Consider the following 25,228-nt stretch of genomic DNA (forward strand, 5'->3'; position numbering starts at 1 on the left):
GAGGCGGGAATGGGCGAGATCCGGGTGGGCGATCCCGATGTCGAACTCGACGCCCCGGCGCACACCAAGGGTGTGGAGGAGGGCAACTCGCGGCGGAGGAAGCAGTCAGGCCATCACGAGGACGGGACGGTGGACGCCCGTCGCTCCACCGGCATCCGACCCGGAAAGCACGAGCCGATCCTGCCGATCATGCCGAACCTGCCGCCGGGCTGAACCGGCCCGGCGGAGACCCGAAGGAGGTGAGCTGTGCGGAAGCTGTTGGTGCTGCTGGTTGGCGCGGCCGTCATGGGGATGTTCTGGAAGGAACTTCCCGCGCTGCGGCGCTACATCAAGATCGAAAAGATGTGACCGGAGAGGACGAGTAGCTCGATGTGCCTTGGAATCCCGGGCGAGATCGTCGAAATCAAGGCGGGCCGCGACGACCTCGCCATCGTCGACGTGGTGGGTGTTCGGCGGGCGATCAACATCGGCCTGCTCGGCCCGGACCAGGTCGGTATCGGCGACTGGGTGCTCGTCCATGTCGGCTTCGCCATGTCGAAGATCGACGAAACCGAGGCGGCCGCCACGTTGGCCATGTTGAACGGCCTCGGACAGGCCTACACCGACGAGCTGCAGGCGCTCGCCGAATCCGATATCAGCTAGGGAATCACCAGATGCGTTTCGTCGACGAGTACCGCGATGCGGACAAGGCCCAGGCGTTGGCCACGCAGATCGCCGCCTTGTGCGAGCCCGGGCGGCAGTACAAGTTCATGGAGGTCTGCGGCGGGCACACGCACACCATCTACCGGCACGGGCTGGAGGACTATCTGCCCGAGAACGTCTCGCTCGTGCACGGCCCCGGCTGCCCGGTCTGCGTGATCCCGATGGGCCGGGTGGACGACGCCATCGCCATCGCACACCAGCCGGGCGTCATCATGACAGCGTTCGGCGACATGATGCGGGTCCCCGGCGGCAGCGGCTCGTTCCTCGACGCCAAGGCGGCCGGCGCGGACATCCGGATGGTGTACTCGCCGTTGGATGCGCTGAAGGTCGCGCGGACCAACCCCGACCGCAAGGTCGTCTTCATGGCGATCGGGTTCGAGACCACCTCGCCGTCCACCGCGATGACCGTGCTGCGGGCGGCCGCCGAAGGGATCGACAACTTCTCGGTCTTCTGCAACCACGTCACCATCCTTCCGGCGATCAAGGCCATCCTCGACTCACCCGACCTGCGCCTCGACGGCTTCCTCGGCCCCGGGCACGTCTCCACCGTGATCGGGTGCCGACCGTACGAGTTCATCGCCCACGACTACGGCAAGCCCCTGGTCTGCGCGGGTTTCGAGCCGCTGGACCTCCTGCAGTCGGTCTTCATGCTGCTCACGCAGCTCGCCGAGGGCCGCTGCGAGGTGGAGAACCAGTACACCCGGGTGGTGCCCTGGGACGGCAACCTGCGGGCGCTGGAGGCGATCGGCCAGGTCATGCAGCTGCGGCCACACTTCGAGTGGCGCGGTCTCGGGTTCATCTCGCACTCGGCGCTGCGGATGCGGGACGAGTACGCGGCCTACGACGCCGAGCGGATCTTCGACGTTCCCGGGGTGCGCGTGGCGGACCCGAAGGCCTGCCAGTGCGGCGAGGTGCTCAAGGGTGTGCTCAAGCCCTGGGAATGCAAGGTGTTCGGCACCGCGTGCACGCCGGAGACACCCATCGGCACGTGCATGGTCTCGTCGGAAGGCGCCTGCGCCGCGTATTACAACTTCGGCCGCTTCACGCGGCAGCGGGTGGCGGAGGCGACGCGGGTTTGACATCCTCCCGGCCCTGGAGGGCCGGGATTCCCCCTGGTCGCCCGTGGGGTTTCCTGCTTCGTCGCCGACTGCCCGCCCGGAGGGACTCCGTTGAGGTCTTACATCAGCTCCACAGGCGTTTCACCTGTCCGCCAGCCCGGCGGCCAGGAGGTTTCTCGCGGCGTTGATGTCCCGGTCATGGGTCGCACCGCACGGGCATTGCCACGTACGGATGGTCAACGGCAGGGATTCGGTGAGTTGCCCGCAGTCCGCGCACAGCTTGGACGACGGCAACCAGCGGTCCACCGTCACCAGGGTGCGCCCGTACCAGGCGGCCTTGTACTCCAACATGGCCCGCAGATCCGACCAGGCCGCGTCGGAGATCGCGCGAGCCAGCCGGTGGTTACGCAGCATGTTCCGCACCGTCAGGTCTTCGATCACGACCGTTTGGTTCTCACGGACGAGTCGAGTCGACAGTTTGTGCAGGTGGTCCCGGCGCCGATCGGCGATTCGAGCGTGAATCCTGGCGACCTTGAGTCGGGCTTTGGCCCGGTTGGCCGAGCCTTTCTCCTTGCGCGCGTGTTCCCGCTGGGCCTTGGCGAGTTTCCGCCGGTCGGCCCGCTCGTGACGGGGGTTGGTGACCTTCTCCCCAGTGGACAAGGTCACCAGGCTGGTCAGCCCCACATCGACGCCAACCGCCGTATCCACCGATGGGAGCGCCTCGACGGTCGGGTCCTCGACAAGCAGGGACACGAACCAGCGGCCGGCCGCGTCTCGAGACACGGTGACGGTGGACGGTACGACGCCCTCGGGCAGCGGACGCGACCACACGATGTCCAGCGGGGCGTCCATCTTCGCGAGAGTCAGTTGCCCGTCCCGCCAGCGAAACGCCGACCGGGTGTACTCGGCGCTGGCCCGGGACTTCCTCTTGGACTTGAAACGGGGGTATCGGGCGCGTTTGGCGAAGAACGCCGCGTAGGCGGCGTGCAGATGCCGCAACGCTTGTTGCAGCGGAACGCTGGACACCTCGTTGAGGAACGCCAGATCCTCGCCGCGTTTCCATTCGGTCAGAGCCGCCGACGATTCCGCGTAGCTGATCGAGCGGCGTTGGGTGGCGTATGCGCGGGTCCGCATCTCGAGGGCTTTGTTGTAGACCAGACGCACGCACCCGAAGGTGCGGTGGAGCTGTTCGGCCTGCTCACCGGTGGGATAGAAGCGGTACTTGTATGCCCTCTTCACCACCCCGCCCACATTTCACATTCTAGCGGTCCATTGTGTTACGCGATCATTGAGGGGAGGGAGCGGCGTTTCCTCCCGGCCCTGAACGGCCGGGTTCCCACGCCGCAACTCTGATGACGACAGAACGTACCGCCGGGTGGGCCGAGCGCGCGGTGGCCGAGGCCGAAGCGGCAGTCGACCGGGAGCCCGGGCGACTGTCGCCCGAGCAGCAGGTCCTGCAGCGCATCGAACGGGCGCGCCGGCGCAAGCCGAAGATCAGGGAGGATCTCGTCACCCTCGCGCACGGCGCCGGCGGGAAGGCGACCCACACCCTGGTCGAGGGGCTGTTCGTCGAGGCGTTCCGCAACCCGACGCTCGAGGCGCTCGACGACGGGGCGGTGCTCTCCGTGGCTGGCGGCCGGCTCGCCTTCACCATCGACTCGCACGTCGTGTCCCCGCTGTTCTTCCCCGGGGGTGACATCGGCGACCTCGCCGTGAACGGCACGGTCAACGACCTCGCGGTCAGCGGCGCCCGCCCGTTGTACCTGTCGGCCGGCTTCATCCTCGAGGAGGGCTTTCCGGTCGCCGACCTGCGTCGGATCGCCACCTCGATGGCCGTCGCGGCGCAGCGGGCCGGGGTGCAGGTGGTCACCGGCGACACGAAGGTGGTGCAGCGCGGCAAGGCCGACGGCTGCTACGTCAACACGGCAGGGATCGGCGTGGTGGAACGGCCGGTGATGCTGGGCGCCGCACAGATCAGCCCTGGTGACGCGATCCTCGTCTCCGGGCCGATCGGTGATCACGGTGTCACGATCATGCTCGCCCGCGGCGAGCTGGACATCGAGGCCGACCTCGTCTCCGACACCGCGGCGCTGCACGGTCTCGTGGCGGCCCTGCTGGACGCCGCCCCCGGGGTGCGGCTGCTGCGCGACGCCACCCGCGGCGGAGTGGCGACCATCCTCAACGAGGTGGCGCAGGCGGCAGGGGTCGCCGTGGTCGTCGACGAGGCGGCCGTACCGGTACGTCCCGCCGTGACCGGGGCGTGCGAACTGCTCGGCATCGATCCGCTCCACGTGGCCTGTGAGGGACGCTTCATCGCCGTGGTGGACGGCGCGCAGGTGGACGTGGCGCTCTCGGCGCTGCGGGGGCATCCGCTCGGCGAGGACGCCGCGGTCATCGGCCGGGTCGCCGCCGACCCGCCCGGGATCGTACTGCTCAAGACGGTGTTCGGCGGCACCCGCATCGTCGACATGCTGGTCGGGGATCCGCTGCCGCGCATCTGCTGACGCGGCGGTCGTCGGCTCAGCCGGACGGGGTGGCCCGGTGCCGGGCCGCGGCCACCACGGCCTGGCCGAGGGAGATACCGCCGTCGTTGGGCGGCACCCGCGAGTGCACGAGCACCCGGAACCCCTCCGCCTCCAGGCCGCACACCACGAGGTCGAGCAGCAGCACGTTCTGGAAGACGCCGCCGGACAGCGCGACGCTTGCCAGACCCGTGCGTTCGCGGACGGCTCCGGCCGCCCGCACCACGGCGTCCGCCAGTCCGTGGTGGAAGCGCGCGGCGATCCGGCCGGGGTCCACACCGGAGAGCAGGTCGTCGACCACGCACCGGACCAGGCCGCGTCCGACGTCGGCGAGCGGGGTCGTCCCGGCCGCCTCGACCCGGTAGCCGCCGCGTTCGTCGCGACGAGCCCGCTGCTCCAGGGCGATCGCGGCCTGGCCCTCGTACGTGACGCGGTCCCGCAGGCCGAGGATCGCCGAGACGGCGTCGAACAGCCGGCCCGCGCTCGAGGTACGCGGCGAGTTCGTCCCGCTCCGCGCCAGCGCCACCATCACGGGCCACCGCCGCTCGTGTCGCCGCAGCACCGCCAGGTCGGGCACGGCGTCGCCGTAGATGTCGTCGAGGTACGCCACCGCCATCCGCCACGGCTCGCGGATCGCCGCGGCCCCGCCCGGCATCGGCACCGCGCCCAGGTGGCCGACCCGCTCGAACCCGATCAGGTCCGCGACGAGCACCTCACCTCCCCAGAGGGTGCCGTCCGGGCCGAACCCGAGGCCGTCGAAGGCGACCCCGATCACCGGGCCGCGTTCGCCGTTGTCGGCCAGGCAGGACGCGACGTGGGCGTGGTGGTGTTGGACGCCGACCAGTTCGACGTCATCGCGCTGGAGCGCGTACTTCGTCGACAGGTACTCGGGATGCAGGTCGTGGGCGACCATCTCCGGTCGGACGTCGAAGAGGCGGCTGAAGTGCTCGATCCCGTCGGTGAACGCACACAGTGTCTCGTAGTTCTCCAGGTCGCCGATGTGGTGCGAGACGAACGCACGCCGTCCCTTCGCCACGCAGAAGGTGTTCTTCAACTCCGCGCCGCACGCCAGTACCGGTCGGTCGAACCGCCACGGCACCGTCACCGGGGCGGGCACGTAACCGCGGGACCGCCGCACCGGCAGCTCGCGGCCCCGGAACACGCGCACCACCGAGTCGTCGGTGCGGACGTGGATGCGCCGGTCGTGGACCAGGAAACCGTCGGCGATCCGCGCCAACCGCTGCCGCGCGTCGTCATCCCTGTGGGCGATGGGTTCGTCGGAGGTGTTGCCGCTGGTCAGCACGATGGGCATGCCGAGCCGGCCGATCAGGAGGTGGTGCAGCGGCGTGTACGGCAGCATGACGCCCAGGTCGCGGTTGTCCGGTGCCACCGACGCGGCGACCGGTGCGTCGGCGCGGCGTGGCAGCAGCACCACGGGACGGCGTGCACCGGTGAGCACCCGCGCATCTGCCGGCGTCAGGTGGACCAGGGTGCGCGCCGCCCGGAGGTCGGCGGCCATCACGGCGAACGGTTTCTCCTCGCGGCGCTTGCGGGCGCGCAGGGCCGACACCGCCCGTTCGTCGTCGGCACGGGTCGCCAGGTGGTAGCCGCCCAGCCCCTTGACCGCGAGGATCCGGCCGTCCCGCAGCCACCGTGCGGCGGTGTCCACGGGATCGCCGACGACAGGGGCGCCGTCCGCGTCGACGAGCCGGAGAGCCGGGCCGCACTCCGGACAGCACACCGGCTCGGCGTGGAAGCGTCGGTCTCCAGGGTCTGCGTACTCGGCGGCGCAGCCGGCGCAGAGTGGGAACTCCCCCATCGTGGTGGCGCGCCGGTCGTACGGCACGTCCGTCACGATCGTGAACCGCGGCCCGCAGTTGGTGCAGTTCGTGAACGGGTAGCCGTGGCGGCGGTCCGTCGGATCGGAAACGTCCGCGAGGCAGTCCGGGCAGGTGGCGGTGTCCGGGGAGATCAAGGCCTCCCGGCCGGCGCCGGTGACGCTGGCGACGATGGCAAAGCCGGGCCGCCCCGTCCGGGGCACCGCTTCGGTGGTGACCCGCTCCACCTGTGCGAGTGTCGGTGCACGCCGGCTGAGGTCCGTCACGAACGCGGTCAGCTGGTTCCCGTCCCCCTCGACCTCGACGAAGACGCCTCCGGTGTCGTTGCCGACGAACCCGGCCAGGTCGTACTCCCTGGCCAGGGCGTGCACGAACGGACGGAAGCCAACGCCCTGCACGATGCCCTCGACGCGGACCCGTACCCGCCTCGGATCAGGCGTGACCATGCCGGCCGTCAGAGTTCGCCGGCCAGTGCCTGCTGGGTGAGTTCCCAGAGCACGTGATAGACCGTCGTCTGCGCCTCCTGCACCCGGTGCACCGACGAGGACGGCACCACGAACAGGTGATCGACGGCGTCCGACTCGGCCATCCGGCCGCCGTCGTATCCGGCGAGACCGACGGTGACCATGCCCCGCCGGGTGGCCTCCTCGAAGGCCCGCAGGACGTTGGACGATCCGCCGCTGGTGGAGAGCCCCACCGCGACGTCGCCGGCGCGACCGAACGCGCCGATCTGCCGGGCGAACACCACCTCGAACCCCACGTCGTTGGAGAGCGCGGTGAGCACCGCGACATCGTGGGTCAGCGATATGGCCGGCAACGGTCGGGCGGTCGTCGGCGGGTGCAGGAACAACTGCGCGAGATCCTGGGCGTCGGTGCTGCTGCCGCCGTTGCCGAACGTGAAGAGCTTGCCGCCGGCCTGGAACGCCGCCGCGAGCGCCCGGGCGCATTCGACCAGCCGGCACCCGTGCTCGGCCACCAGCGACTCGCGGAGGGTGACGATCTCCCTCGCCTTGTCCGCCGTGGATCGGGCAACGTCGGCGAGCACCGTGCCGGCGTCGGCCGCCCGGGTGTCGAGGAACGGATAGAGCGCCCCCAGTGCGCCCCCGACGCGGGCGCTCACCGAGCCTTCTCCACGACCGCGATGGCCTCCTTCGCGTGTACGAGCACCACGTCGCCGGCCGCCGCGTCGACCAGCGCGACGCTGACCTCCTCCGGCCCGCCGTCCGTGTCGACCACGGCCAGGTGGCCGGGCACCAGCTCCCGGATCCGAACCGCGACCGCGGCGTCGGAACAGGTGATGCAGGCGTCGCCGTGACAGTCGGCCGCGATCGCCGTGCTCGGCCGACCGGCCGGCGGGAAGAACGCGTCCCGGGTCACCGGGCCTCCTCCGGTTCGAGCAGACCGGGCTGCTCGAGGAACACGTGCACCAACTCCCACAGGAGGTGATAGACCGTCACGTGGACCTCCTTCACGATGCACGGATCATCCGAGCGAGCGACGACGAGATGGTCGGCGGTGGCGTCCCGGGCAATGTCCCCGCCGTCTCCCCCCACCAGCGCCACGGTGAGGAGGCCGAGGTGGCGGGCGGTCTCCAAGCCTCGGCGGACGTTGACACAACGGCCGTCGACGGAGAGCCCGACCGCGATGTCCTGCGGGGTGGCGAGCAGGCGCATCTGGGCGGCGAACACCTCGTCGAAACCCTCCGCCCGGGCGATCCCGGTGAGGGTGGCGGCGTCGTTGGTGAGGGAGAGCGCCGGCAGCGCCCGCTTGCCGACGATGACGGGGTGAACGAACTCGACCACGATGTGCTGGGCGTCGGTGGCCGGCCCGCCGTTGCCGAAGACGATCAGCTTGCCGCCACGATGAAAGCGCTGGGACATCTCGTAACAGGCCCGCGCGACCTGCGCGGCGTCGCCGGCGAGCGCCTCCGCAGGGGCCACCCGGCGGGCGAACGCGCGGTGAACCGCCGGGAACACGGACGATTGCATCGTCCTCCTTCAACCTCGGGAAGCGGCATACGAGTCATGCCCGTCCCGCGGCCTCTCGAAGGCGTCCGCCGAGCGCCGCAGAAAGGCATCCATGACGTGGTCCAGTTGCGCCAGGCGGGCGATCCACGACCGGAGGTCGTTGCGTCCCTTCGCCGTCAGCTCGTAGCGCCGACGCGCCGGGCCCGCCTCGGCGGCCTCCCACCTCGACAGCAGCGAACGGTCGCGCTCCAGCCCGCGCAGCACCCGGTAGACCTGACCGGATTCCACGTCGGACATTCCCATCGCTTCAAGTCGCTCGATCAGGTCGTACCCGTGACTGGGTCGCTCGAAGATCAGGAGCAGGAGGAATGGATGCAGCAGGCTGCGCAGTTCACGCCCATGCATGTCAGTCCCTTCCGCGGTCGGGCCGCCGCTCCTCCTCGCAGCTAAGCACACCGAACCTCCCGAAAATGGGGAAATGTCCAACTTGAGGTTGCGGAGCCGATGGCGTGAGAGCCCGGATCGGTGCCCCTTGAGCCACCGCCGGTCCCCACCGTGGGTTACCGGGCGGCGAGTCGGGCTTGTCGGAGCAGATACTCGCGTTCCGGAATGCTCGCCGTCTGCCGTGCCGCGGCCTGGTAATGGGCCACGGCAGCCTCGTGATCACCGGCCTGGTGGAGCAGGTGGGCCCGCACGGCGGCCAGGCGGTGGTTGCCCGTCATCCGGGGATCGGAGTCGAGCGCTTCCAGTAGTGTCAGGCCGGCCCGGGGCCCGTGGACCATGGCGGCGGCGACGGCGCGGTTGAGCGTCACGACGGGGTTGTCGTCGAAACGCTGGAGCATGTCGTACAGGTTGAGGATGTGCGGCCAGTCGGTGTCTTCAGCACGGGCGGCCTGGCTGTGCGCGGCGGCGATCGCCGCCTGGATCTGGTAGGGGCCCGGTCGGCGGTGCGCCAGTGCCGCGGCGAGCAGCGTGATGCCCTCGTGAATGGTGCGGCGATCCCAGCGACCGCGGTCCTGCTCCGCCAGCGGCACCAGCTCGCCGGCGGGGCCGGTGCGCGCCGCCCGCCGGGCGTCGGTGAGCAGCAGCAATGCGAGCAGGCCGGCGACTTCGGCGTCGTCGGGGCGGGTCCGGTGGACCGTACGGGCCAGTCGGATCGCCTCGGTGGCCAGGTCCGTACGCTGCAGGGCGACACCGGAGGTCGCCGTGTGCCCTTCGGTGAAGATGAGGTAGAGCGTGTGTAGCACCGCCCGCAACCGACCCTCGTAGTCGTGCCGGGTGGGCGGTTCGAACCTGGCGCCCGCGTCCCTGATGCGCTGCTTGGCCCGGCTGATCCGCTGTGCCAGCGTGGCCTCCGGCACGAGCAGGGCATGGGCGATCTCCGCCGTGGTCAGCCCGCCCACCGCTCGCAGGGTCAGAGCGATCTGCGAGGCCGCCGTGAGCGCGGGATGGCAGCACAGGAAAAGCAGCGTCAGGGTGTCGTCGGACGCCTCGCCGGTGTCGGCCGCCGGAGCCAGCCAGTCGGCGGGTGGTATCTGCGCCGCGAGTGTCGCCTCGCGCCGCAGACGGGACTGCTCGCTGCGCAGGTGGTCGATCAGGCGTCGGGAGGCGACCCGGATCAGCCAACCCCGCGGGTTGTCCGGTACGCCTTCGGCGGGCCATTGCGTCGTCGCCGCCAGCAGCGCCTCCTGGGTGGCGTCCTCGGCCTCGTCGAAGTGCCCGTAGCGGCGCGTTACCGCTGCCAGGACCTGTGGCGCCAGTTCGCGCAGCAGGTCATCGCTCATCCGTGCACGGGTCGCAGTTCGACGCGGGTGGACACGACGCCGGCGAACCGGGCTGCCAACTCGACCGCACGGTCGTGGGTCGCCACATCGATGATGCCGAACCCGGCGAGGAACTCCTTGGTTTCGGCGTAGGGCCCGTCGGAGACCACCGGCGTGCCGCCGCGGAGGTCGACCGTCTGCGCGCGTGCCGGCTCGGACAGCCCGAAGGCGCTGACCAGCTCGCCGGTGGCGGACAGTTCCCTCTGCAACGCCTGCATCGCCTCGAAGTGGGCGGCGATCTCCTCGGGCGACATCGCATCCGGGCCGGTGCCGGCCAGTGCTTCCCAGGCCGACGGGCCACCGTAGGTCATCACCATGTACTTCACACCGTCACCCTCCGCGTTCACTCGATCGGACATTGATACCAGTTGACTTCCTCCCCACGGCTGAAGCCGGGGGATTCCCGTGGCTGAGGCGTCTTCACGCCGCGAGCCGTTCGGGTGGTTGACGCTTCCCAGACCGCCCGACGGCGAGGTCTCCACGCCCTGTCACCGCCAGCCCGGCGGCGAGGATGTTCTTGGCCGCGTTCACGTCGGCGTTGTCCTGGTGCCCGCAGGCGACGCACCGGAAGACCGCTTGGCTCTCGCGGGACTCCCAGGCGACATGCGTGCAGGCGTTGCAGGTTTGCGACGTGTACGCGGGGTTGACCTTGACGACCTGCGCCCCGTGGTACCGGGCGGCGTGCTCGAGAGCGAGCAGAAGACCGCCCCAGCCTTTGGTGAGGATGGCCCGGTTCAGACCGGCCTTCTGCCGAACGTTGCGGCCGGGTTGCTCGGTGGTGCCTTTGGCACTGGCGGTCATGTTCCTGATTCGCAGGTCCTCCACGACGACGATGCCGTGGTGACGGACGAGCCGCACGGCGGTCCGGGCGGCGAAGTCGGCCCGCCGGTCGCGGATGCGGGCATGAAGGCGGGCGAGTTCGCCACGCGCCGCGTCGCGGCGGCCCGACCGACGGTTACGGCCATGCACACGCACCGACCGGGACAACTGCTGCTGCAACCGCTTGAGCCTCACCGCCTCGCCTGGCCTGACGAACTCCTGGTCGCACAGTTCGCCGTCTGAGGTGGCGACCGCCACGGCCACACCTCGATCGACTCCGACCGGCAGCTTGCCGTTCGGCACCGCCTCGCTCACGCCGTCCTCGACACAGAACGAGATATACCAGCGTCCACCGGACCGGCTGACCGTGGCGCTGCGGATCGTGCCGCCGACCGGCCGGGTCCAACGGAACCGCACCGGACCGAACTTCGGCAGGCGCACCTCACCCCACCGCCGACTGAGCCGACGCACCGCGAGGTGTTTGGGGTCGGGAAACCGAAACGACGGTGCGGTACGCGACTTCGACCGCCACCGCACCTTCCACGTGCCATGCGTCTTGCAGGCCCGGTCCAGGTCCCGCAACGTCTGCTGAAGCGTGTGGGACGGAGCGTCGGCCAGCCACGCGCAGTGAGGGTCCTTCTTCGCTTCGGCCATCTGCCGGGCCTGCTCGACATAGCCGATGAACCCGCCCCGTCGACGGTACTCCCGGCGCTGCTCCAACGCGGTGTTCCACACCGCCCGACACGCCGCCCCCACCTGCTCGGCGTAGGCGACCTGCTCATCGGTGAACGCAAGCAGGTAACGACGGCCGGCAAGCATTCAGCGGCCCTTCTGCAACTCGACGTACCGCTCTATCGCCGCCAGCGGGGCGCCGCCCGTGGTCGCCACGAAGTACGAGTTGGTCCACAACGTCGGCAACCGGGAACGCAACGACGGGAACTCCTCCCGCAACACCCGCGAGGTACGTGCCTTGATCGCCTTGACGAGCCTGTGGACGCCATACTGCGGGTCCACCTCCACCACCAGGTGGACATGGTCCGGCATGACCTCCAAGGCCGCCAGCCACGCCCCTCTGTCCTCAACTACTTCCCGGATGAGCTGCGTGAGCCGTTCCTCGACCCGGCCGTCGAGCACCTTGCGCCGATACTTTGGGCACCACACCACATGAAAGGCGCACTGGAAGACGACGTCGCCGTTCGACCGCACCGTGACGGACACCCAGCCAGCATACAATCCACCGCTATCTACTGTCCGCCCACAGTCGACGCGCTATCCCCACGGCTGAATCCGGGGGTCTGCGCGCTACGCATTTCGATCACAACGGTCGAATCCGACCGGCGGCCACAACGCCGGCCTTGTTCCCCGCCGGCCGCACCCATCCTCCCGGCGCCTCCGTCACCGGCGGAAAGATCTTGGCAGCGAATCTCGACCGGCGTGTAGAGAACGGGTGGCCGGCTCCGACGTCCCGGGTACAACGACGACCCGACGAGGAGAGCCCCATGACCGCCAACGTCGCCACCCGTTCCGCCAGCCGCCCGACCGGTCTGCGCCGCACCGGATCCATCGCCCGGTGGGTGGTGCAGGTGTTCCTCGCCGTGCAGTTCGTCTCGGGCGGGGTGCTGAAGCTCATCGGCGACGCGCGAATGGTCGACCTGTTCACCGACATCGGTGCGGGGCAGTGGCTGCGCTACCTGGTCGGCGTGTGCGAGGTGGCCGGCGCCCTCGGTCTGCTGGTTCCGCGGCTGGCCGCGCTGGCCGCCCTCGGCCTGACCGGGCTCATGGCCGGGGCCGTGGTCACCAACGTGCTGATCGGCGCCAACCCCACGGTGCCAGCCGCGTTCCTGCTACTCGCGGCGGTCGTCGCCTACAGCCGCCGCGCTCAGATGCGCCGCCCTACCCCCACCCGTTGAGACCCCAACCGTTCGAACGCCCGACCCGGTGAAAGGAACCATTGCCATGACCGACAAGACCCTCGGCGGCGCGTCCGCCAGCACCCCCCACCCAGCCCTGAAGACCCTTGACGTACTGGTCGGCACCTGGGATGTCTCCGGGCCCGGGCACCACGGCACCGTCACCTACGAGTGGATGCCGGGCGGACACTTCCTGGTCCAACGCGTCCACCTTGTCCAGGACGACCACACCACCTCCGGCATCGAGTACATCGGATACGACCCCGGGAGCGGCACCCTGAAGTCGCACTTCTTCGGCAGCACGGGAGAGATCCTGGAGTACGTGTACGAGGTGGCCGACCGCGAGCTGACCATCTGGTTCGGCGAGCCAGGCTCGCCGGCGAGGTACCGCGGGACCTTCGACGCGGAGGGCACCAGCGCCACCGGAGCGTGGGCCTGGCCCGGTGGCGGTTACCAGTCCACCATGACCCGCGTCCAACCCGCCGTCCGTTGACAGCCTGGTGGGGTGGTGTCTCTCAGCGGGAACGCCGCAGTGCTGAGGCCGTGACGGTGAGCACGGAAAGGGCGACCAACGACAGGCACGGTCCGAAGGCCGTCCATGGGGCGCGTTCCACGTACGGCATGCCCTCGGACAGCACGAGGCCCCAGTCCGGGGTCGGTGGTTGCGGACCGAGGCCGAGGAAGCCGAGTGCCGCCAGGGCCAGCGCGATGCCCGGGATGCGCAGCAGCGCGTGGCGGGTCAGCGGCCCGAGCACGCCGGGAAGGATGTGACACCACAGGGTCCGGGCCCGTCCGACACCGAGCACGGGCAGGATCGCCACGTACGGCTGTGCCCGTGCCTCCACGACCAGAGCCGCGGTGTGCGCTGCCAGGGGCGCCCAGCCGACCAGCAGTACGGCGGCGGCCGCGGCGCCGGTCGACGGGCCGGTGACCGCGACGACGAGCAGCCCGGCCAGCACCGGCGGCGCCGCGTTCGCCATCTCGATCGGGCCGGTCGCCGCCCGGGGAAGCAGTCCGACCACGAGCCCGATCAGCAGGCACGCCGCGCACAGCAGCAGCGCGGTGCCGATGGTCGTGGCCGCGCCGTGGCCCAGCCGGGCGAGCAGGTCCCGCCCGGAGGCGTCGGCGCCCAGCGGCAGGTCCCACGAGGGAGCCGTCAACCGGCCACGGTCGGCGGCGTAGGGGTCGCCGGCCAGCCCGGCGACGACGAGGACGGTGAGCACGAGCGTCGCCACGCCGGTCGTGATCCACAGGCCGCGGTGCGGGGCCGGGGCGTGCGCGGCCACCGGCAGGGCGCCGGAACGCAGCGCGGGGCCGAGCAGTGCGCGGCGCAGCAGTTCGGCGCCGATGCCGGCCACGACGCCGAGGACGAGCAGGATCAGCACGCCGCCCTGCAGCATCGGGAGGTCCTGCGTCTGGGCCGCGCCCAGGGTCACCCGGCCCAGCCCGGGAACGGCGAAGACCCGTTCGACGGCGACGCCCCCGCCGGTCAGGCCGATGAGCACCAGCCCGATCTGCGGGAGCAGCGCGGGCAGCGCCCGCCGGAGCAGGGCGGCGGCGGTACGGGCACGGCCGGCCCCGGCGGTCGCCCAGGTGATCGTCCACGGCTCCGCCGCGGTACGGGACACCGCGTCGGCCAGGAGCATCCCGATCAGCCCGCCGGCCGGGAGTCCCAGCGCCAGCGACGGCAGCACGGCGTGGTGCGCCGAGTCCCACCCGTACGGCGGAAAAGCGCGCAGACCGACCGCCCCGACGATCAGCAGGACCGAGGCGAGCAGGAACTCCGGCAGCGCGGTGAGGGCTGCGGCCCCCGCCCCACCGCTGCGTCGCGGGGTGCCGCGCAGCGCCGCCCGGAGTGCGGGCAGCGTCAGCAGCCCGGCCACCACGGCGGCGACCAGCCCGGCGAAGGCCGTCAGGGTCAGCGAGACCCCGGTGGCGGTGAGCAGGTCCGGCAGCACGGGCCGGCCGCTGACCCAGGACGTGCCGAGGTCCCCGCGCAGCAGTCCGGAGAGCCAGCGGTCGAGCAGCGCGAGCGGGCCCGCGTCGAGGCCGAGTTGCTCGCGGACCGAGGCCAGCGCCTCGGGGGTGGCCTCCTGCTCGGCGGAACGCCCGCGCAGCACGGTGAGCGCGGGGTCGCGCCCGGACAGCCAGGGCAGGACGCCGACCAGGGCGATCACCGCCCCGGCCGCGCCGATCCGGGACAGGGCGGTCACCCCGGGAAACGGCCGGGGCCCGGCTTTCAGGAGGGGTGCGGCGGTCACGCTGGCGCGGTTCGGGCCGTGATCAGCGTACGCTCGCGCGAGTCGCGCTCCACGCCGGTGAACGCGCCGGACTCCCCCTGGATGACCCGCTCGTGCAGCAGCGGGATCGCGGCGTCCGACTCCAGGATCAGCTTCTCCGCCCGCATGATGGCCGCCTGTCGCCGCGGGCCGGCCGTGGTGGCCGCGGCGGTTCTCAGGGCGGCGTCGATGGCCGGGTCGCAGAGCTGGGCGATGTTGAACGAGCCCTCGCAGGAGAAGTCGCTGTACATGTAGGCGACCGGATCGCCGGAGTCCAGGACGGTGGCGCGGGACAGGACGAAGGCGTCGAACCTGCCGGCCAGGGCGTCGGCCTCGATCTGGGCGTACTCGCGTACCTCTTGGCGCACCGTGAAGCCGGCGGCTTCGAGCTGCTGCTGGAGTTGCACGGCGACCTCGGGCAGCTCGGCCCGGTCGGTGAAGGTGGCCAGCACGATCGGGGTGCCGTTCACCTTCTTCGCGGCGGTGTTCTCCCGCTCGAGGCGTGCCTCGGCCGCCCAGGGCAGAGCGGGACCGAGCAGGCCGGCGGCGACGTCGGCGCGGCCCTCGTAGACGGTGTCGACGATCGGTTCGCGGTTGATCGCCTGGCGGGCGGCGGCCCGCACGGCGGGGTCGGCGAACGGGCCCTTCTTCGTGTTGAGGTACAGCGTGTTGGTGCGGGGCATCGGCACCTCGAACACCTTGTCGGCGTCGAGCAGACCGGCCTGCGACACCGGGACGGCCTCCACCACGTCCACCGTGCCGGTCCGCAGCGCCGCCGCCCGCGCGGTGGCGTCCGGGACGAAGCTGACGTCGATCCCGGCGGCCTTCGCGGGCCCGCCCCAGTAGCCGTCGTAACGGTCCAGCTTGGCGGTCGTGGTGTTACTGGAGATCAGCCTGAACGGGCCGGTGCCGCGCCCGGCGGGGTTGACCACGCCGTCCGCTCCGTAGGCCGCGGCGGACAGGATGGAGAGCTGCGGGCTGGACAGCCGCTGCGGCAGCAGTGGGTCGGTTTCACGGGTGGTGACCAGGACCGCCTTGTCGGCGGCCGCGGGATCCGGCTGCACGGTCAGCTCGACGCCGTCGAGGATGCGGGGCTTGGGACTGGCCTTGGTCGCCGCGGTCAGGGCGGCCACCACCGACGCCACGGTGAGCGGGGTGCCGTCGTGGAAGGTGACCCCGCTCCGGATCTCGAACCGCCACGTCCTCGGGTCGTCGAGCGGGGTGAAGGCGGTAGCGAGGGCAGGCTGCGCGATGCCGTCGGCGTCGAGGGTCACCAGGGTCTCGGCCGTCGACCAGCGGGACAGCTTGAACGCGTCGTCGCTGAACGGGGTCAGTCCGCTGCGCGGCGGCAGCAGCATCGCCACCGAGATCCGGTCGTCGCCGGTGGCCTCGGCGGTGTCGCCACCGGCGTTGAAGCAGCCGCTCAGCAGCAGCACGCCGGCAACGGCGGCGGCGAGGCGTAGGCGGGATGAAGGCACGGTGATTCTCCGATGGGTAGGGGACTCCGGTGTTTCAGGCCGGAAATCGGGGCACCGCGGCGAGCAGCGCGCGGGTCTCCGGGTGTTCGGGGCCGGCGAGCAGGGCGCCGGTCGGGCGGTCCTCGACGATCCGGCCCTCGTGCAGCACCGTGATCCGGTCGCACAGGGCAGCCGCCGCGGACAGGTCGTGGGAGACCAGCAGCAGCGCGGTCCCCCGGGTCTCGGACGCCTGGCGCAGGGCGTCGACGACGTGCGCCCGCAGCGGGGCGTCGAGGCCGCTGACCGGCTCGTCGGCGATCAGCAGTCGCGGCTCGGGGCTCAGCGCCCGGGCGATCGCCACCCGCTGGGCCTGCCCGCCGGAGAGATCCCGGGCGCGGGCCGTCCGCAGGTCCGCCGGCAGCCGTACGGCCTCCAGCGCCGCCACGGCCGCGGCGGTGAGCCGGGCCCGGTCGGTGACCCCGCACAGCCGGCGAATCGGCTCCGCGACGATGTCGAGGACCCGGGCGCGCGGGTCGAGGGTGGACCCGGGGTCCTGCGGCACGTACTGGACGACCCGGCGGAACCAGCGCAGCCGGTGGACCGGTCCGGGCGTCACGTCCCGGCCGTCGCAGCGGATTGCCCCGGCCTGCACCGGTTCCAGGGCGAGCAGCGCCCGTACCAGAGTGGACTTTCCGGACCCGGACCGGCCGACCAACGCGACGCGTTCACCGGCGGCGATCCTGAGGTCGACGCCGTCGAGCACGGGCAGGGCGGACGCCGAGCGGTGGGACGGCGGGTAGGCGTGCCGAAGCCGGTTGCACTCGATGACGGTCATCGGCGTGCGGCCAGGGCGTCCGCCGAGAGCCGGGCGGCGTCAACGAGGTCACGGGCCCGGGGATGCCGGGGGTCGTGCAGCACGTCGAGGGCCGGGCGGTCCTCGACAACGCGCCCCTCGTGCAGCACCACGATGCGGGTGCACAGCTCGGCGGCGACGGCGAGGTCGTGCGTGATGAACAGCAGCGCCGGGCCGTCCGGGCCGCCGGTACGCTCCCGTAGCAGCCGCACGATCGCGGCCTGGGTGACGACGTCGAGGGCGGTCGTCGGTTCGTCGGCGATCAGCAGTGGCGGGCGGGCGGCCAGGGCCACGGCGAGGCAGGCGCGTTGGCGTTGCCCGCCCGAAAGCTGGCTCGGGTAGCGGCCGGCGACCCGCTCCGGGTCCGGCAGGCCCACAGCGGCCAGCAGTTCGAGAAGCACCCGCCGGGTGTCGGCGCGCCGGACGTCGCGGTGCAGTGGCAGGGCGACCTGTTCACCGATGGTGACCAACGGGTGCAGCGCCAGTGCGGGGTCCTGGAGCACCGCAGCGGGTCTGAACGCGGCGCCGCGGCGGGCGCACGGCAGACCGAGCACCTCCTCGCCGGCGATGCGGATGCTGCCGGCGACGACCAGGCCCAGGGGCAGGACACCCAGCACGGCCTTCGCGGTGAGGCTCTTGCCGGACCCGGAGGCGCCGACCAACGCGACACGCTCGCCCGGCGCACACGTCAGGTTGACATCGGAGACGAGCGCGCGACCGTTCCCGTGTACCCACAGGTCGGTAGTGGTCATAACCACCTGCCCCACCACACCCCCAGAAAACGAGATCGGTTTCGTCGCCCGCGTAGCTGCCGCCCGGCGGTAACGCCGCAGGCCCGAGCCCTCCGGCGGTGAACGTTACAATGAAAACCGTTGCCAACAAAATCGTGGCGTCACCCGACCCACGTGTTCAGGTTCTCGAACCCAACGGATCCAGCTTTCGTCGCAGGCAGCCGCCCGCCGTTGCTGGCCCGTCAGTCCCCGAGGACCATCCGGCGGGCGCCGACGGGCCAGAGGACCGTGGTCGGGATGCCGTGGCGCCGCGCCCAGCCGACGGTCCGGTCCGTCGACGCCGCGTGGCAGCCAGGTTCGCCGTCCCACACCGCCACGAGTCGCTGCACCCGTCGCACCAGTTCCCGGTTGGCGGCCACGTAGGCGGCGGTGTGCGAGCGGTCGTAGCCGGTGTGGACGACCGCCGCCGCCCGGGCGAGCAGCTCGTCGAAGGCCGTCCGGTTCTCCGGGCGGATCACGGCGGTCCGGTAGTCGCGGGCCGGGAGGATCACCTCGTGCGTGCCGCCCATCTCCAGAATCGTGCGCACGAAGACCTGATCCGCACCGGCCGCCAGGCAGGTGACGCCGTGCACCGGCCGGTCGCTGATCCGGCGCAACTCGACGCGGAGCGCGTCGGCGACGAGCAGTTCGGTGTCGCGGGTCAGGTTGATGTGCCCGGTCATGCCGACGCGCACCGGTGCGGGATCAGCCGGCATCCCCCGGTCCTCTCCGCTGCGCGGGCACCGCGGGTGCCAGCCGGATCAGCTCGAACCCGCTGTCGGACAGCACGTCGGGCAGCGCCCGGATCTCCTCGCGGTTCTGCTCCTGGACGCCGGGGGGCAGTTGGTCCCACGGCCGCAAGGCGGGATGCCGCCGCCGGGCGTCGTCGCGGGGCTCGCCGTACGTCCAGCCCTCCCCTCGCCGTTCCCGGCACCACCGTTCGTGCTCGAGGCGGGCGAGTTCCTCGATCCGGTCGTCGATGACCTGCCCGGCGGCGGAAGCGTCGCCGGTGCCGCCGCGCCGGGGCGCCACGACGCACCCGAGATTCAACAGCTTCGCGGCGATGTCCTGGACGTGGGCCCTGTTGGCCCGCCGCAGCGACTCGGGCAGCCGCGACCAGTCCACCATCGCCGGCGCGTCGCCGGGGCGCACCCCGGCGCCCTGCCGGGCCTGGAGGTACCGCTCGTGGATCAGCCGGGCCAGCCGCTCGGTGAGGTCCTCGGCGATCAACCGGGCATCGCAGGCGCGGGTCAGCACCGGATAGAGGCGGAGCTTGCCGTGCACCTCGTCTAGCAGGTCGTGGCGGGAGTCGCCGTGGAAGGCGGCGGCGAGCGCCGCCTGCTGGTAGACCGGTACGAAGACGGAGCTTTCGGCGCTCTGCCAGAGGGCGGGCGTGTCCAGCACGAACTGCAGGCCGCTGGTCTCGTCCGGTGCGCAGACGTAGATGCGGTCGTAGCGGCCTCGGTCGAGCTGGTCGAGCCCGACGAGGCCGTCGAGGTCCCGGTTGTACGCGGTGAGCTGGCAGACGGTGGTCAGGAACGGGTAGCGGGACGCCGCGACGGCGAGTTCGGTGTCGGCGTCCGGGGCGACGAGGTCCACCCGCAGGGGTGGCACGAACTGGCCGGGAGGGGTGTCGGCGTGGCGTGCCCGCCAGTGCCGAGCGGTTTCCACCAGGAGGGCTCGGCGGAAGGCGCCGGTGCCGGCGATGAGGACCTTGGTGGGTCGGCCGGTCACGGGTGGCAGCGGGTGGTGCCGGTGCAGTGCGCGGGCGGCGACGTCGTCGACGTGGAAGTAGTCCAGCCGCAGCCGGCTGGATCCAGCGGCGCCGAGTCGTCGGGCCTGCAGTGACAGGCACATCTCGGAGTCGTGGACCAGTACGTAGACCCGGGGTGGTTGCCGTCGGTCCTGGGTGAGCCGGCTGGCGGTGTTGGCGATCGCGTGGTTGCGGTCGTCGTCCTCGCTGCAGGCGTAGATGGTGTGGGCCCGGGGCAGGCCGGCGCCGCGCAACACCTGGGGGCTGGCCGGGTCGCCGATGACGCCGAGATACCGGCGTAGGCGATACTCCAGCGGTCCGAACGGTTCGGAGCGCACCACGACCACGCGTTCGCCGTCGGCGAAGAGTCGGTCGGCGAGCATGTGGGCGAACTGGGAGTCGCCGCAGACCAGGACGTGGCCACGGGCTCGCCGGGCCCGCAGGCGGCGGCTCTCGGCGGCCAGCAGCAGCCGGCTGGCCTCGGCCACGGCGAGAAGGGTGAACAGCGGGGCGGCGAACCGGGCGACCTGCAGCTGCCACGGGTAGGGTCCGGAGTTCTGGAAGGGTTCGGCGCCGAAGACGAAGAGTTGCAGGTCGTAGTAGAGCACGTCGTACGGGTCGTGCGCGGTGTCCGGCCGGGCCTGGAGCAGGCGCTCGAAGCCGACGTAGCCGAGTATGAAGGCGGCCAGTCCGATGACTCCGAACACGACTCGAAGCCACCATTCGACCAGGCGGGGCGAGCCGGCGACCGGGTCTGTCATGAGCCTGATGATATTTGACGAGGTCGATCAGGACCGCGCTCGGCGCACCCGCCTCCGCGCTACCAGCTCGGGCGGGCCGGCGGCGGGGACCACCGCGCTCGGAGGCCGTCTCCGCGGCCGGGACCGGTCGCCCGTGCGGGTACGGGACCACGCGCAGGCCGATGCCGCGGTCGGTGCGAGCGTGTTGCTGACGGCGGACGCGGCTGCGGTTGGTGCCCCGTCCGGCTCGACCTGCTCACGGGCGACGGCACCGCCCGGCCGGTCGGGCCCGGTCACGGGAAGTCGTCGGGCTTGGTGTCGGGCAGCGCGGCCAGCAGTTGCCCGGCCAGCCGCCGTACGGTGGCGTCGTCCTCCTGGCGAGCAAGCCGCGCGAGCACAACCCGGGTCCGGATGTCCCTACAGTAGTGGCGGGTCAACCCGAGCAGCGCGGTCCGCCGGATCTCCCAGTCATTGTCGTCAGCCAGCCGTAGCAGCAGCTCCTGCACCCCCACTCGGCCGGCCAGCGTGGCTCCCAGCTGTTCCACGGCCCGGCGCCGGACCTCGAGGTCCGGGTCGTCGCGGACCAGCCCCACCAGCAGTACCCGGACCTCCGGGTCGGCTCCGAAGTGCGCGCCGAGCGCGGCGGCGATGCGGGCGCGGATCGCCGGGTCCTGGTCTGCCAGGCGGCGCAGGAGCCGCAGTGTCACCGCCATGGATGCCGAGCCCTGCTCGGTCAGGCAGCACACCGCCGCGTCGAACACGGCAGGGTCGCTGTCCGATTCGACGCACTCCAGCAGCACGTCGGTCACCAGATCGGGGCTCCCGTACGCGCAGAGGGCCTGCACGGCGGCCAGCCGGATGCCGACGTAGCTGTCTCGGCGGGCCCGCCGGCACAGTGTCTCCATCAGGCCGTCGGTCTCGCCGTGGCGGGCCAGCGCCTGGGCGGCCGCGCGCAGCACGTTCGGGTCGGGGTCCCGGCTGACCTGCTCGGCCAGGCACTCCAGCACCTCAGGGTCGGGCGGGTCGGCGAGGCGGGTCAGGCGGAGGGTGACCCGCAGCCGGACGATCGCGTCCCGCTCCTGGGAAGCGCGGCTGATGAGCAGATCACGAGTGGCGTGCCCGAGTAGCGGCCGACCGGTGAGGAGGTCGACCGCGGCGAGCCGGACGCTCGCGGTCGGGTCGCGGTGAGCTTTCTCCAGCAGCAGTTCTCCGGTGCGGTGGTCCGGGTATGCCTCAGCCAGCGCGCGCACCGCGGCGAGGCGCACCGTCGCGTCCTCGTCGGCACGGGCCGCGTGCGCCACCACGGTCCATCCGGTGTCGTCGGCGCGGTCCCGGTCGATCAGCGCGGTCACGGCGGCGGCACGCACGGAGGCGTCCTCGTCCTGCTCGATCTGATCGACCAGCCGGGCTCGGCAGCGTCCCTCCGGGTCGGATACGAGCGCCAGCCGCTGCACGGCGACCGCGCGGAGCCGCGCGGAGGTGTCCGAGCCGGCCAGCTTCAGCAGCAGTTCGATGCTCTCCGGGCCGGACCGCCCCGGCAGCAGCTCGCTCACCACGCAGCGCCGCACCTCGTCCGGGGAGTCGCCGGTCACCCGCTCCAGCGCCCGGGTGCGGGCGGTCCCGGCGTGCTCCGGCAGGGCCAGCAGCCCCTCCAGCGCGCACTGCACCACGCCCGGGTCGGTGTCGGTGGCCAGCAGTCGCTGCAGCGTCTCGGGGGCCTCCGGGAGGTCGGCGCAGCGCGTGGTGAGCACTCCGGCGGCGGCCCGCCGCACCGCGGTGGCGGGGTCTTCGGTGGCCCTGGCCAGCACCTGGCGGACGTCCTCGGAGAGCTCGGTCCGGCCGCCGAGGGACTGCACGGCCAGCGCGCGCACCGCGAGATCGGGTGAGTCGGCAAGGTTACGCAGCACGTCGACGTGGTCGGGGTCGGCGCCGAAGTGCGCGACCAGAGCCCGTACGGCGGCCTGCCGCACCGCGGTGGAGACCTCGGCCTGTGCCTGGGCGAGCAAAAGGTCTCGGCATCGGCGGCGGCTGCGGCTGGTGGTGGTGTCCAGCCGGCCGGCGGCCTCGGCCAGCCCCGCGACCAGGGTGAGGTGGGCCTGCCGCTCGCGGCCCTGCCCCAGTTCCCGGACCAGCAGTTCCTCCAGCTGCTCCTCGGCGGTGGAGAGCGCCGCGGCGATCCGGGTGGCGAATGCGGAGCCGGAACGCCAGCTGGTCCGCACCCCGCGACGGCGGTACCAGTGCAGGAAGGCTTCCCGGCCGGGCCAGCTCGGTCCGAGCGCCCGGATCGAGGACAGCAGCTCCTGCTCGGTGAGCTCCACCAGGTTGGGGTCGTCGGCGGAAATGCCGTGTTCGACCAGCCGCACGACCTGGCACAGCACCGCGTCGCCCGCGCCGGCCAGCTCGGCGGGCTGCGGCGCCTCCGCCACGCACTGCGCGGCCAGCACCAGGTTCCATGGCGGGCCGGTCAGGTTCAGCGGCGGCCAGGGTTGGTTGGCCTCGGTGGCGAGCAGGATGACCAGGTCGTTCGCGGTCTGGGCGGGCAGGGCGCCGGCGACCAGCCGGAGCACCTCCCGCCAGGACGGGTCGGCCCAGTGCTCCCGGAACAGCGCGCGCAGTTGGTCGAGGCCCCAGGCGTCCGGATCGTGCTCGAACCTGTCCACGATCTCCTCTGCGCAGAAGAACTCCAGGAACGTGCGGTGCACGAACCCGAACAGTCGCAGTCCGTACCGTTCCAGGATGAAGCTTCGCTGACGCAATTTGTCGATCATCGAGTAGGCCATGGCGAGCGCCCGCTCGTTCTCGAAACCGTAGAACGCGACGAGGTCGTCCCGGAAGATGCGGGCCAGCTCGTCGGATTCAATGTAGTTTCCTGCCGGGCCGGACTCCCGGAACTGCATCCAATACGCCAGGTGGCGCACCAACCGGCGCTTCGCCTGCAGGTCCAGCAGCGGCACGTCGCTGTGGCTTTCCCGCAACTGTTTGGTCACGTCCCACTCGGAGATCAGGACGTCCGTGACGTGCGCGTAGAGCCGGTGCCGGTTGCGGGGCAGCGGGTGGCCCCGGCCGACGATCGCCATGAGCATCAACAGCAGGGGGTTGCCGGCGATCTCGTGCATCGCTCGGGACCTGCGCACCACGTCGAGAATCTGTCGCCGCTGCCGGTCCGCTTCCGCCGTTGGGGTGGGCATCACGTAGCGGTACCAGTTGCCGAGGAACCGGGCGATTCGCTCGTCGTCGAGATCCTCCAGGGTGAAGTGGTCGAAGCCGGCGTTGGCGAACGTGTGCCGCAGGTAACCGGCCGCCCGCGAGGTGACCATCGTCCGCACCCCCGGGTACTCGCTGGCGAACGTGGCGATCTGCGCGGCCACCTCCTCCCGCTGCGCGGGGTCGAACACCTCGTCCAGGCCGTCGAACAGGAACAGCGCCTGGCCGCCCTGCCGCAGGTACGCCTCCAGCACGCCCTGGTCGATTCCGGCCAGTCCCTGCTGGTGGCGGTGGCCCACGTAGTCCAGCAGGCCGTCGCACCGCCCGTCCCCGCAGTGCGCGGCGTAGGAGCGCAGCTCGATCAGGACGGGTAGGTACCGGTCCAGCGCCGCCAGCCGGGGCTCGGCGCAGACCCCGGCCAGCGCCAGCGCCAGGTACCGCGCGGCCGCCGACTTGCCGGAGCCGGGGTCGCCGAGCAGCACGATCGCTCGCCGGCCCGGATCGCACACCACGTCGAACAGGGCCAGCGCGTCCTTGGCCGCGTATTCTTCCCAGAGCCGCTCCACCTCCTCCGGGTTGACCACCCCGGGCAGCCCGCTGGCATAATCGTCGCCTGTGGAGCTGACCCAACGCCACCAGGCCAGTGGCATCTCCGGCCGGGTGTCCTCGTGCACGCGAGGCTCCACGAACATCTTCGGTAACCCGACCGTGAGATATCCGATGGTGGGGCGTGGTGAGACCGCGTCCAGCGGAACGGCCTGATACCTCAGCGCCAGCTGTTTGTAGTACTGGCTGCGCACGGCTTCCGGCAGGTGGGTGTCCGGGTCGGCGGGCTCGCGCGCCGGGGATCGGCCGCTGCGCACCTCGGCCAGTGCCACGGTCACCTTGGCGGCGAGGTCGTCCACCCCAGAGAAGAAGGCACAGAGGTGGCGTTCCTTGAGCTCCCGGCGCAGCGCGACGATCTGCTGCCAGTCGGCGTCCCGGTCGATCATGCCGACCGGCCAGGGCGTGTCCTCGGCGAGCAGGAAGATCAGGCAGGGCTTTCCGGCCGCGAGTGCCTCACGGTACTCCAGTTCGGTGATGGAGGAGTCCTGGCCGGGCGGCCGGAACCCGTACCGCCAGGCGAACAGCCCCACGTAGAGATCGCACCGGCGCACGTCGGCCAGGCAGCGTTCCAGCGGTGGCCGGACGTCGGCGCCGTACGCCTCCATGGCCACGTCCTCGATCTCGAGACGACGTGCCACGACGTGCACGGCAGCACGATATTCCAGCAGGTCCTTTTGGGTGGCCGAAATGTAGACCTTCATGAACGGCAAACTCCAGGGGGTGGCTGGCGACCGCACCAATGAAAATATCAGCTGCCTTCACATCCCTCTGTCCCGCAAACACTCGCCACCCCTGCCGTACATGGGAATCCCGCCAACGGTGGGCCTATGATGGCGACAGGACAGATACGGATCCGGGCGAGCCGAATCCCGTGCTCACGGGGAGTTTCGGTAATCCCACCCGGATCCGTGTCGGTGCGGGTCACGG

At 71.5% G+C, this 25,228-nt stretch carries 24 protein-coding genes; 7 read left to right on the forward strand and 17 right to left on the reverse strand.

All coding sequences use genetic code 11. The features are described from left to right. Positions 1 to 9 precede the first annotated feature (9 nt). From ACZ6Q9_RS20725 to hypD, 4 genes are read left to right on the forward strand one after another with little or no spacing between them, the layout of a single operon-like run. Positions 10 to 213, forward strand: a complete 204-nt coding sequence (locus tag ACZ6Q9_RS20725; RefSeq protein ID WP_393449540.1) for a hypothetical protein — start codon at positions 10 to 12, stop codon at positions 211 to 213. Positions 214 to 246: 33 nt separating this feature from the next. Then, positions 247 to 348: a DUF6893 family small protein gene (locus ACZ6Q9_RS20730; RefSeq protein ID WP_393449537.1), complete on the forward strand. Its 102-nt coding sequence runs from the start codon at positions 247 to 249 to the stop codon at positions 346 to 348. Positions 349 to 369: 21 nt separating this feature from the next. Further along, complete coding sequence (locus ACZ6Q9_RS20735) at positions 370 to 642, forward strand: HypC/HybG/HupF family hydrogenase formation chaperone (RefSeq protein ID WP_393449534.1); 273 nt, start codon at positions 370 to 372, stop codon at positions 640 to 642. An 11-nt stretch (positions 643 to 653) separates the two neighbouring features. Further along, a complete protein-coding gene (hypD, locus tag ACZ6Q9_RS20740) occupies positions 654 to 1,781 on the forward strand; it encodes a hydrogenase formation protein HypD (RefSeq protein WP_393449531.1) in 1,128 nt (375 codons plus the stop codon). Positions 1,782 to 1,901: 120 nt separating this feature from the next. On the opposite strand, the gene ACZ6Q9_RS20745 is transcribed toward hypD, so the two are convergent. Then, a complete protein-coding gene (locus tag ACZ6Q9_RS20745) occupies positions 1,902 to 3,011 on the reverse strand; it encodes an RNA-guided endonuclease InsQ/TnpB family protein (RefSeq protein ID WP_393449528.1) in 1,110 nt (369 codons plus the stop codon). Between the two features lie 101 nt (positions 3,012 to 3,112). Here ACZ6Q9_RS20745 and hypE point away from each other — a divergent pair, with 101 nt between their 5' ends. Next, positions 3,113 to 4,264 carry a hydrogenase expression/formation protein HypE gene (gene hypE / locus ACZ6Q9_RS20750; RefSeq protein WP_396829404.1) on the forward strand — a complete coding sequence of 384 codons (1,152 nt, stop codon included), beginning with the start codon at positions 3,113 to 3,115 and terminating at the stop codon, positions 4,262 to 4,264. A 16-nt stretch (positions 4,265 to 4,280) separates the two neighbouring features. On the opposite strand, the gene hypF is transcribed toward hypE, so the two are convergent. The 9 genes from hypF to tnpA all read right to left on the reverse strand — a co-directional run bounded on the left by hypF (position 4,281) and on the right by tnpA (position 11,947). Next, positions 4,281 to 6,566 carry a carbamoyltransferase HypF gene (gene hypF, locus ACZ6Q9_RS20755; RefSeq protein ID WP_396829405.1) on the reverse strand — a complete coding sequence of 762 codons (2,286 nt, stop codon included), beginning with the start codon at positions 6,564 to 6,566 and terminating at the stop codon, positions 4,281 to 4,283. 8 nt (positions 6,567 to 6,574) lie between these two features. Beyond that, on the reverse strand, positions 6,575 to 7,240 hold the full coding sequence (locus ACZ6Q9_RS20760) for a D-sedoheptulose-7-phosphate isomerase (RefSeq protein ID WP_393449519.1): 666 nt from the start codon (positions 7,238 to 7,240) through the stop codon (positions 6,575 to 6,577). Continuing rightward, positions 7,237 to 7,497: a HypC/HybG/HupF family hydrogenase formation chaperone gene (locus ACZ6Q9_RS20765; protein ID WP_393262444.1), complete on the reverse strand. Its 261-nt coding sequence runs from the start codon at positions 7,495 to 7,497 to the stop codon at positions 7,237 to 7,239. Before ACZ6Q9_RS20765 ends, ACZ6Q9_RS20760 begins: the two co-directional genes overlap by 4 nt. Next, positions 7,494 to 8,108, reverse strand: a complete 615-nt coding sequence (locus tag ACZ6Q9_RS20770) for a D-sedoheptulose-7-phosphate isomerase (RefSeq protein WP_393262446.1) — start codon at positions 8,106 to 8,108, stop codon at positions 7,494 to 7,496. The genes ACZ6Q9_RS20765 and ACZ6Q9_RS20770 overlap by 4 nt, the downstream gene beginning before the upstream one ends. 9 nt (positions 8,109 to 8,117) lie before the next feature. Next, on the reverse strand, positions 8,118 to 8,492 hold the full coding sequence (locus ACZ6Q9_RS20775) for a helix-turn-helix transcriptional regulator (RefSeq protein ID WP_393449516.1): 375 nt from the start codon (positions 8,490 to 8,492) through the stop codon (positions 8,118 to 8,120). A gap of 155 nt (positions 8,493 to 8,647) precedes the next feature. Then, entirely contained in the window at positions 8,648 to 9,871 is a 1,224-nt protein-coding gene (locus ACZ6Q9_RS20780; protein ID WP_396829406.1) for an RNA polymerase sigma factor, read from the reverse strand. Next, positions 9,868 to 10,227 carry a YciI family protein gene (locus tag ACZ6Q9_RS20785; protein WP_396829459.1) on the reverse strand — a complete coding sequence of 120 codons (360 nt, stop codon included), beginning with the start codon at positions 10,225 to 10,227 and terminating at the stop codon, positions 9,868 to 9,870. Before ACZ6Q9_RS20785 ends, ACZ6Q9_RS20780 begins: the two co-directional genes overlap by 4 nt. A 103-nt stretch (positions 10,228 to 10,330) precedes the next feature. Next, positions 10,331 to 11,548, reverse strand: coding sequence for an RNA-guided endonuclease InsQ/TnpB family protein (locus ACZ6Q9_RS20790; RefSeq protein ID WP_396829407.1), 1,218 nt, complete (start codon positions 11,546 to 11,548; stop codon positions 10,331 to 10,333). Next, positions 11,549 to 11,947 carry an IS200/IS605 family transposase gene (gene tnpA, locus ACZ6Q9_RS20795; protein ID WP_396829408.1) on the reverse strand — a complete coding sequence of 133 codons (399 nt, stop codon included), beginning with the start codon at positions 11,945 to 11,947 and terminating at the stop codon, positions 11,549 to 11,551. Positions 11,948 to 12,228: 281 nt separating this feature from the next. Between tnpA and ACZ6Q9_RS20800 the strand changes: the two genes are divergently transcribed. Both ACZ6Q9_RS20800 and ACZ6Q9_RS20805 read left to right on the forward strand, forming a co-directional pair. Beyond that, positions 12,229 to 12,639, forward strand: a complete 411-nt coding sequence (locus tag ACZ6Q9_RS20800) for a DoxX family protein (protein WP_396829409.1) — start codon at positions 12,229 to 12,231, stop codon at positions 12,637 to 12,639. Positions 12,640 to 12,685: 46 nt separating this feature from the next. Then, positions 12,686 to 13,132 carry a hypothetical protein gene (locus ACZ6Q9_RS20805; RefSeq protein ID WP_396829410.1) on the forward strand — a complete coding sequence of 149 codons (447 nt, stop codon included), beginning with the start codon at positions 12,686 to 12,688 and terminating at the stop codon, positions 13,130 to 13,132. A 22-nt stretch (positions 13,133 to 13,154) separates the two neighbouring features. Here ACZ6Q9_RS20805 and ACZ6Q9_RS20810 read toward each other — a convergent pair whose 3' ends face one another. The 7 genes from ACZ6Q9_RS20810 to ACZ6Q9_RS20840 form a co-directional block, all read right to left on the reverse strand. Beyond that, positions 13,155 to 14,900 (reverse strand): ABC transporter permease subunit, encoded by a 1,746-nt coding sequence (locus tag ACZ6Q9_RS20810; protein ID WP_396829411.1) that lies wholly within the window; start codon positions 14,898 to 14,900, stop codon positions 13,155 to 13,157. Further along, the gene (locus ACZ6Q9_RS20815; protein ID WP_396829412.1) at positions 14,897 to 16,396 is read right to left on the reverse strand and encodes an ABC transporter substrate-binding protein; all 1,500 of its coding nucleotides are present in this window, start codon (positions 16,394 to 16,396) and stop codon (positions 14,897 to 14,899) included. The genes ACZ6Q9_RS20810 and ACZ6Q9_RS20815 overlap by 4 nt, the downstream gene beginning before the upstream one ends. Before the next feature lie 34 nt (positions 16,397 to 16,430). After that, entirely contained in the window at positions 16,431 to 17,210 is a 780-nt protein-coding gene (locus ACZ6Q9_RS20820; protein ID WP_396829413.1) for an ABC transporter ATP-binding protein, read from the reverse strand. Continuing rightward, positions 17,207 to 17,980 carry an ATP-binding cassette domain-containing protein gene (locus tag ACZ6Q9_RS20825; RefSeq protein WP_396829414.1) on the reverse strand — a complete coding sequence of 258 codons (774 nt, stop codon included), beginning with the start codon at positions 17,978 to 17,980 and terminating at the stop codon, positions 17,207 to 17,209. The genes ACZ6Q9_RS20820 and ACZ6Q9_RS20825 overlap by 4 nt, the downstream gene beginning before the upstream one ends. Before the next feature lie 221 nt (positions 17,981 to 18,201). Continuing rightward, positions 18,202 to 18,714, reverse strand: coding sequence for a hypothetical protein (locus tag ACZ6Q9_RS20830; protein WP_393262463.1), 513 nt, complete (start codon positions 18,712 to 18,714; stop codon positions 18,202 to 18,204). After that, positions 18,704 to 20,512 carry a RyR domain-containing protein gene (locus ACZ6Q9_RS20835; RefSeq protein ID WP_396829415.1) on the reverse strand — a complete coding sequence of 603 codons (1,809 nt, stop codon included), beginning with the start codon at positions 20,510 to 20,512 and terminating at the stop codon, positions 18,704 to 18,706. The genes ACZ6Q9_RS20830 and ACZ6Q9_RS20835 overlap by 11 nt, the downstream gene beginning before the upstream one ends. A gap of 272 nt (positions 20,513 to 20,784) precedes the next feature. Further along, positions 20,785 to 25,002, reverse strand: a complete 4,218-nt coding sequence (locus ACZ6Q9_RS20840) for a HEAT repeat domain-containing protein (protein ID WP_396829416.1) — start codon at positions 25,000 to 25,002, stop codon at positions 20,785 to 20,787. Positions 25,003 to 25,228 lie beyond the last annotated feature (226 nt).

The sequence above is a fragment of the Micromonospora sp. NPDC049139 genome (genome assembly GCF_055586845.1).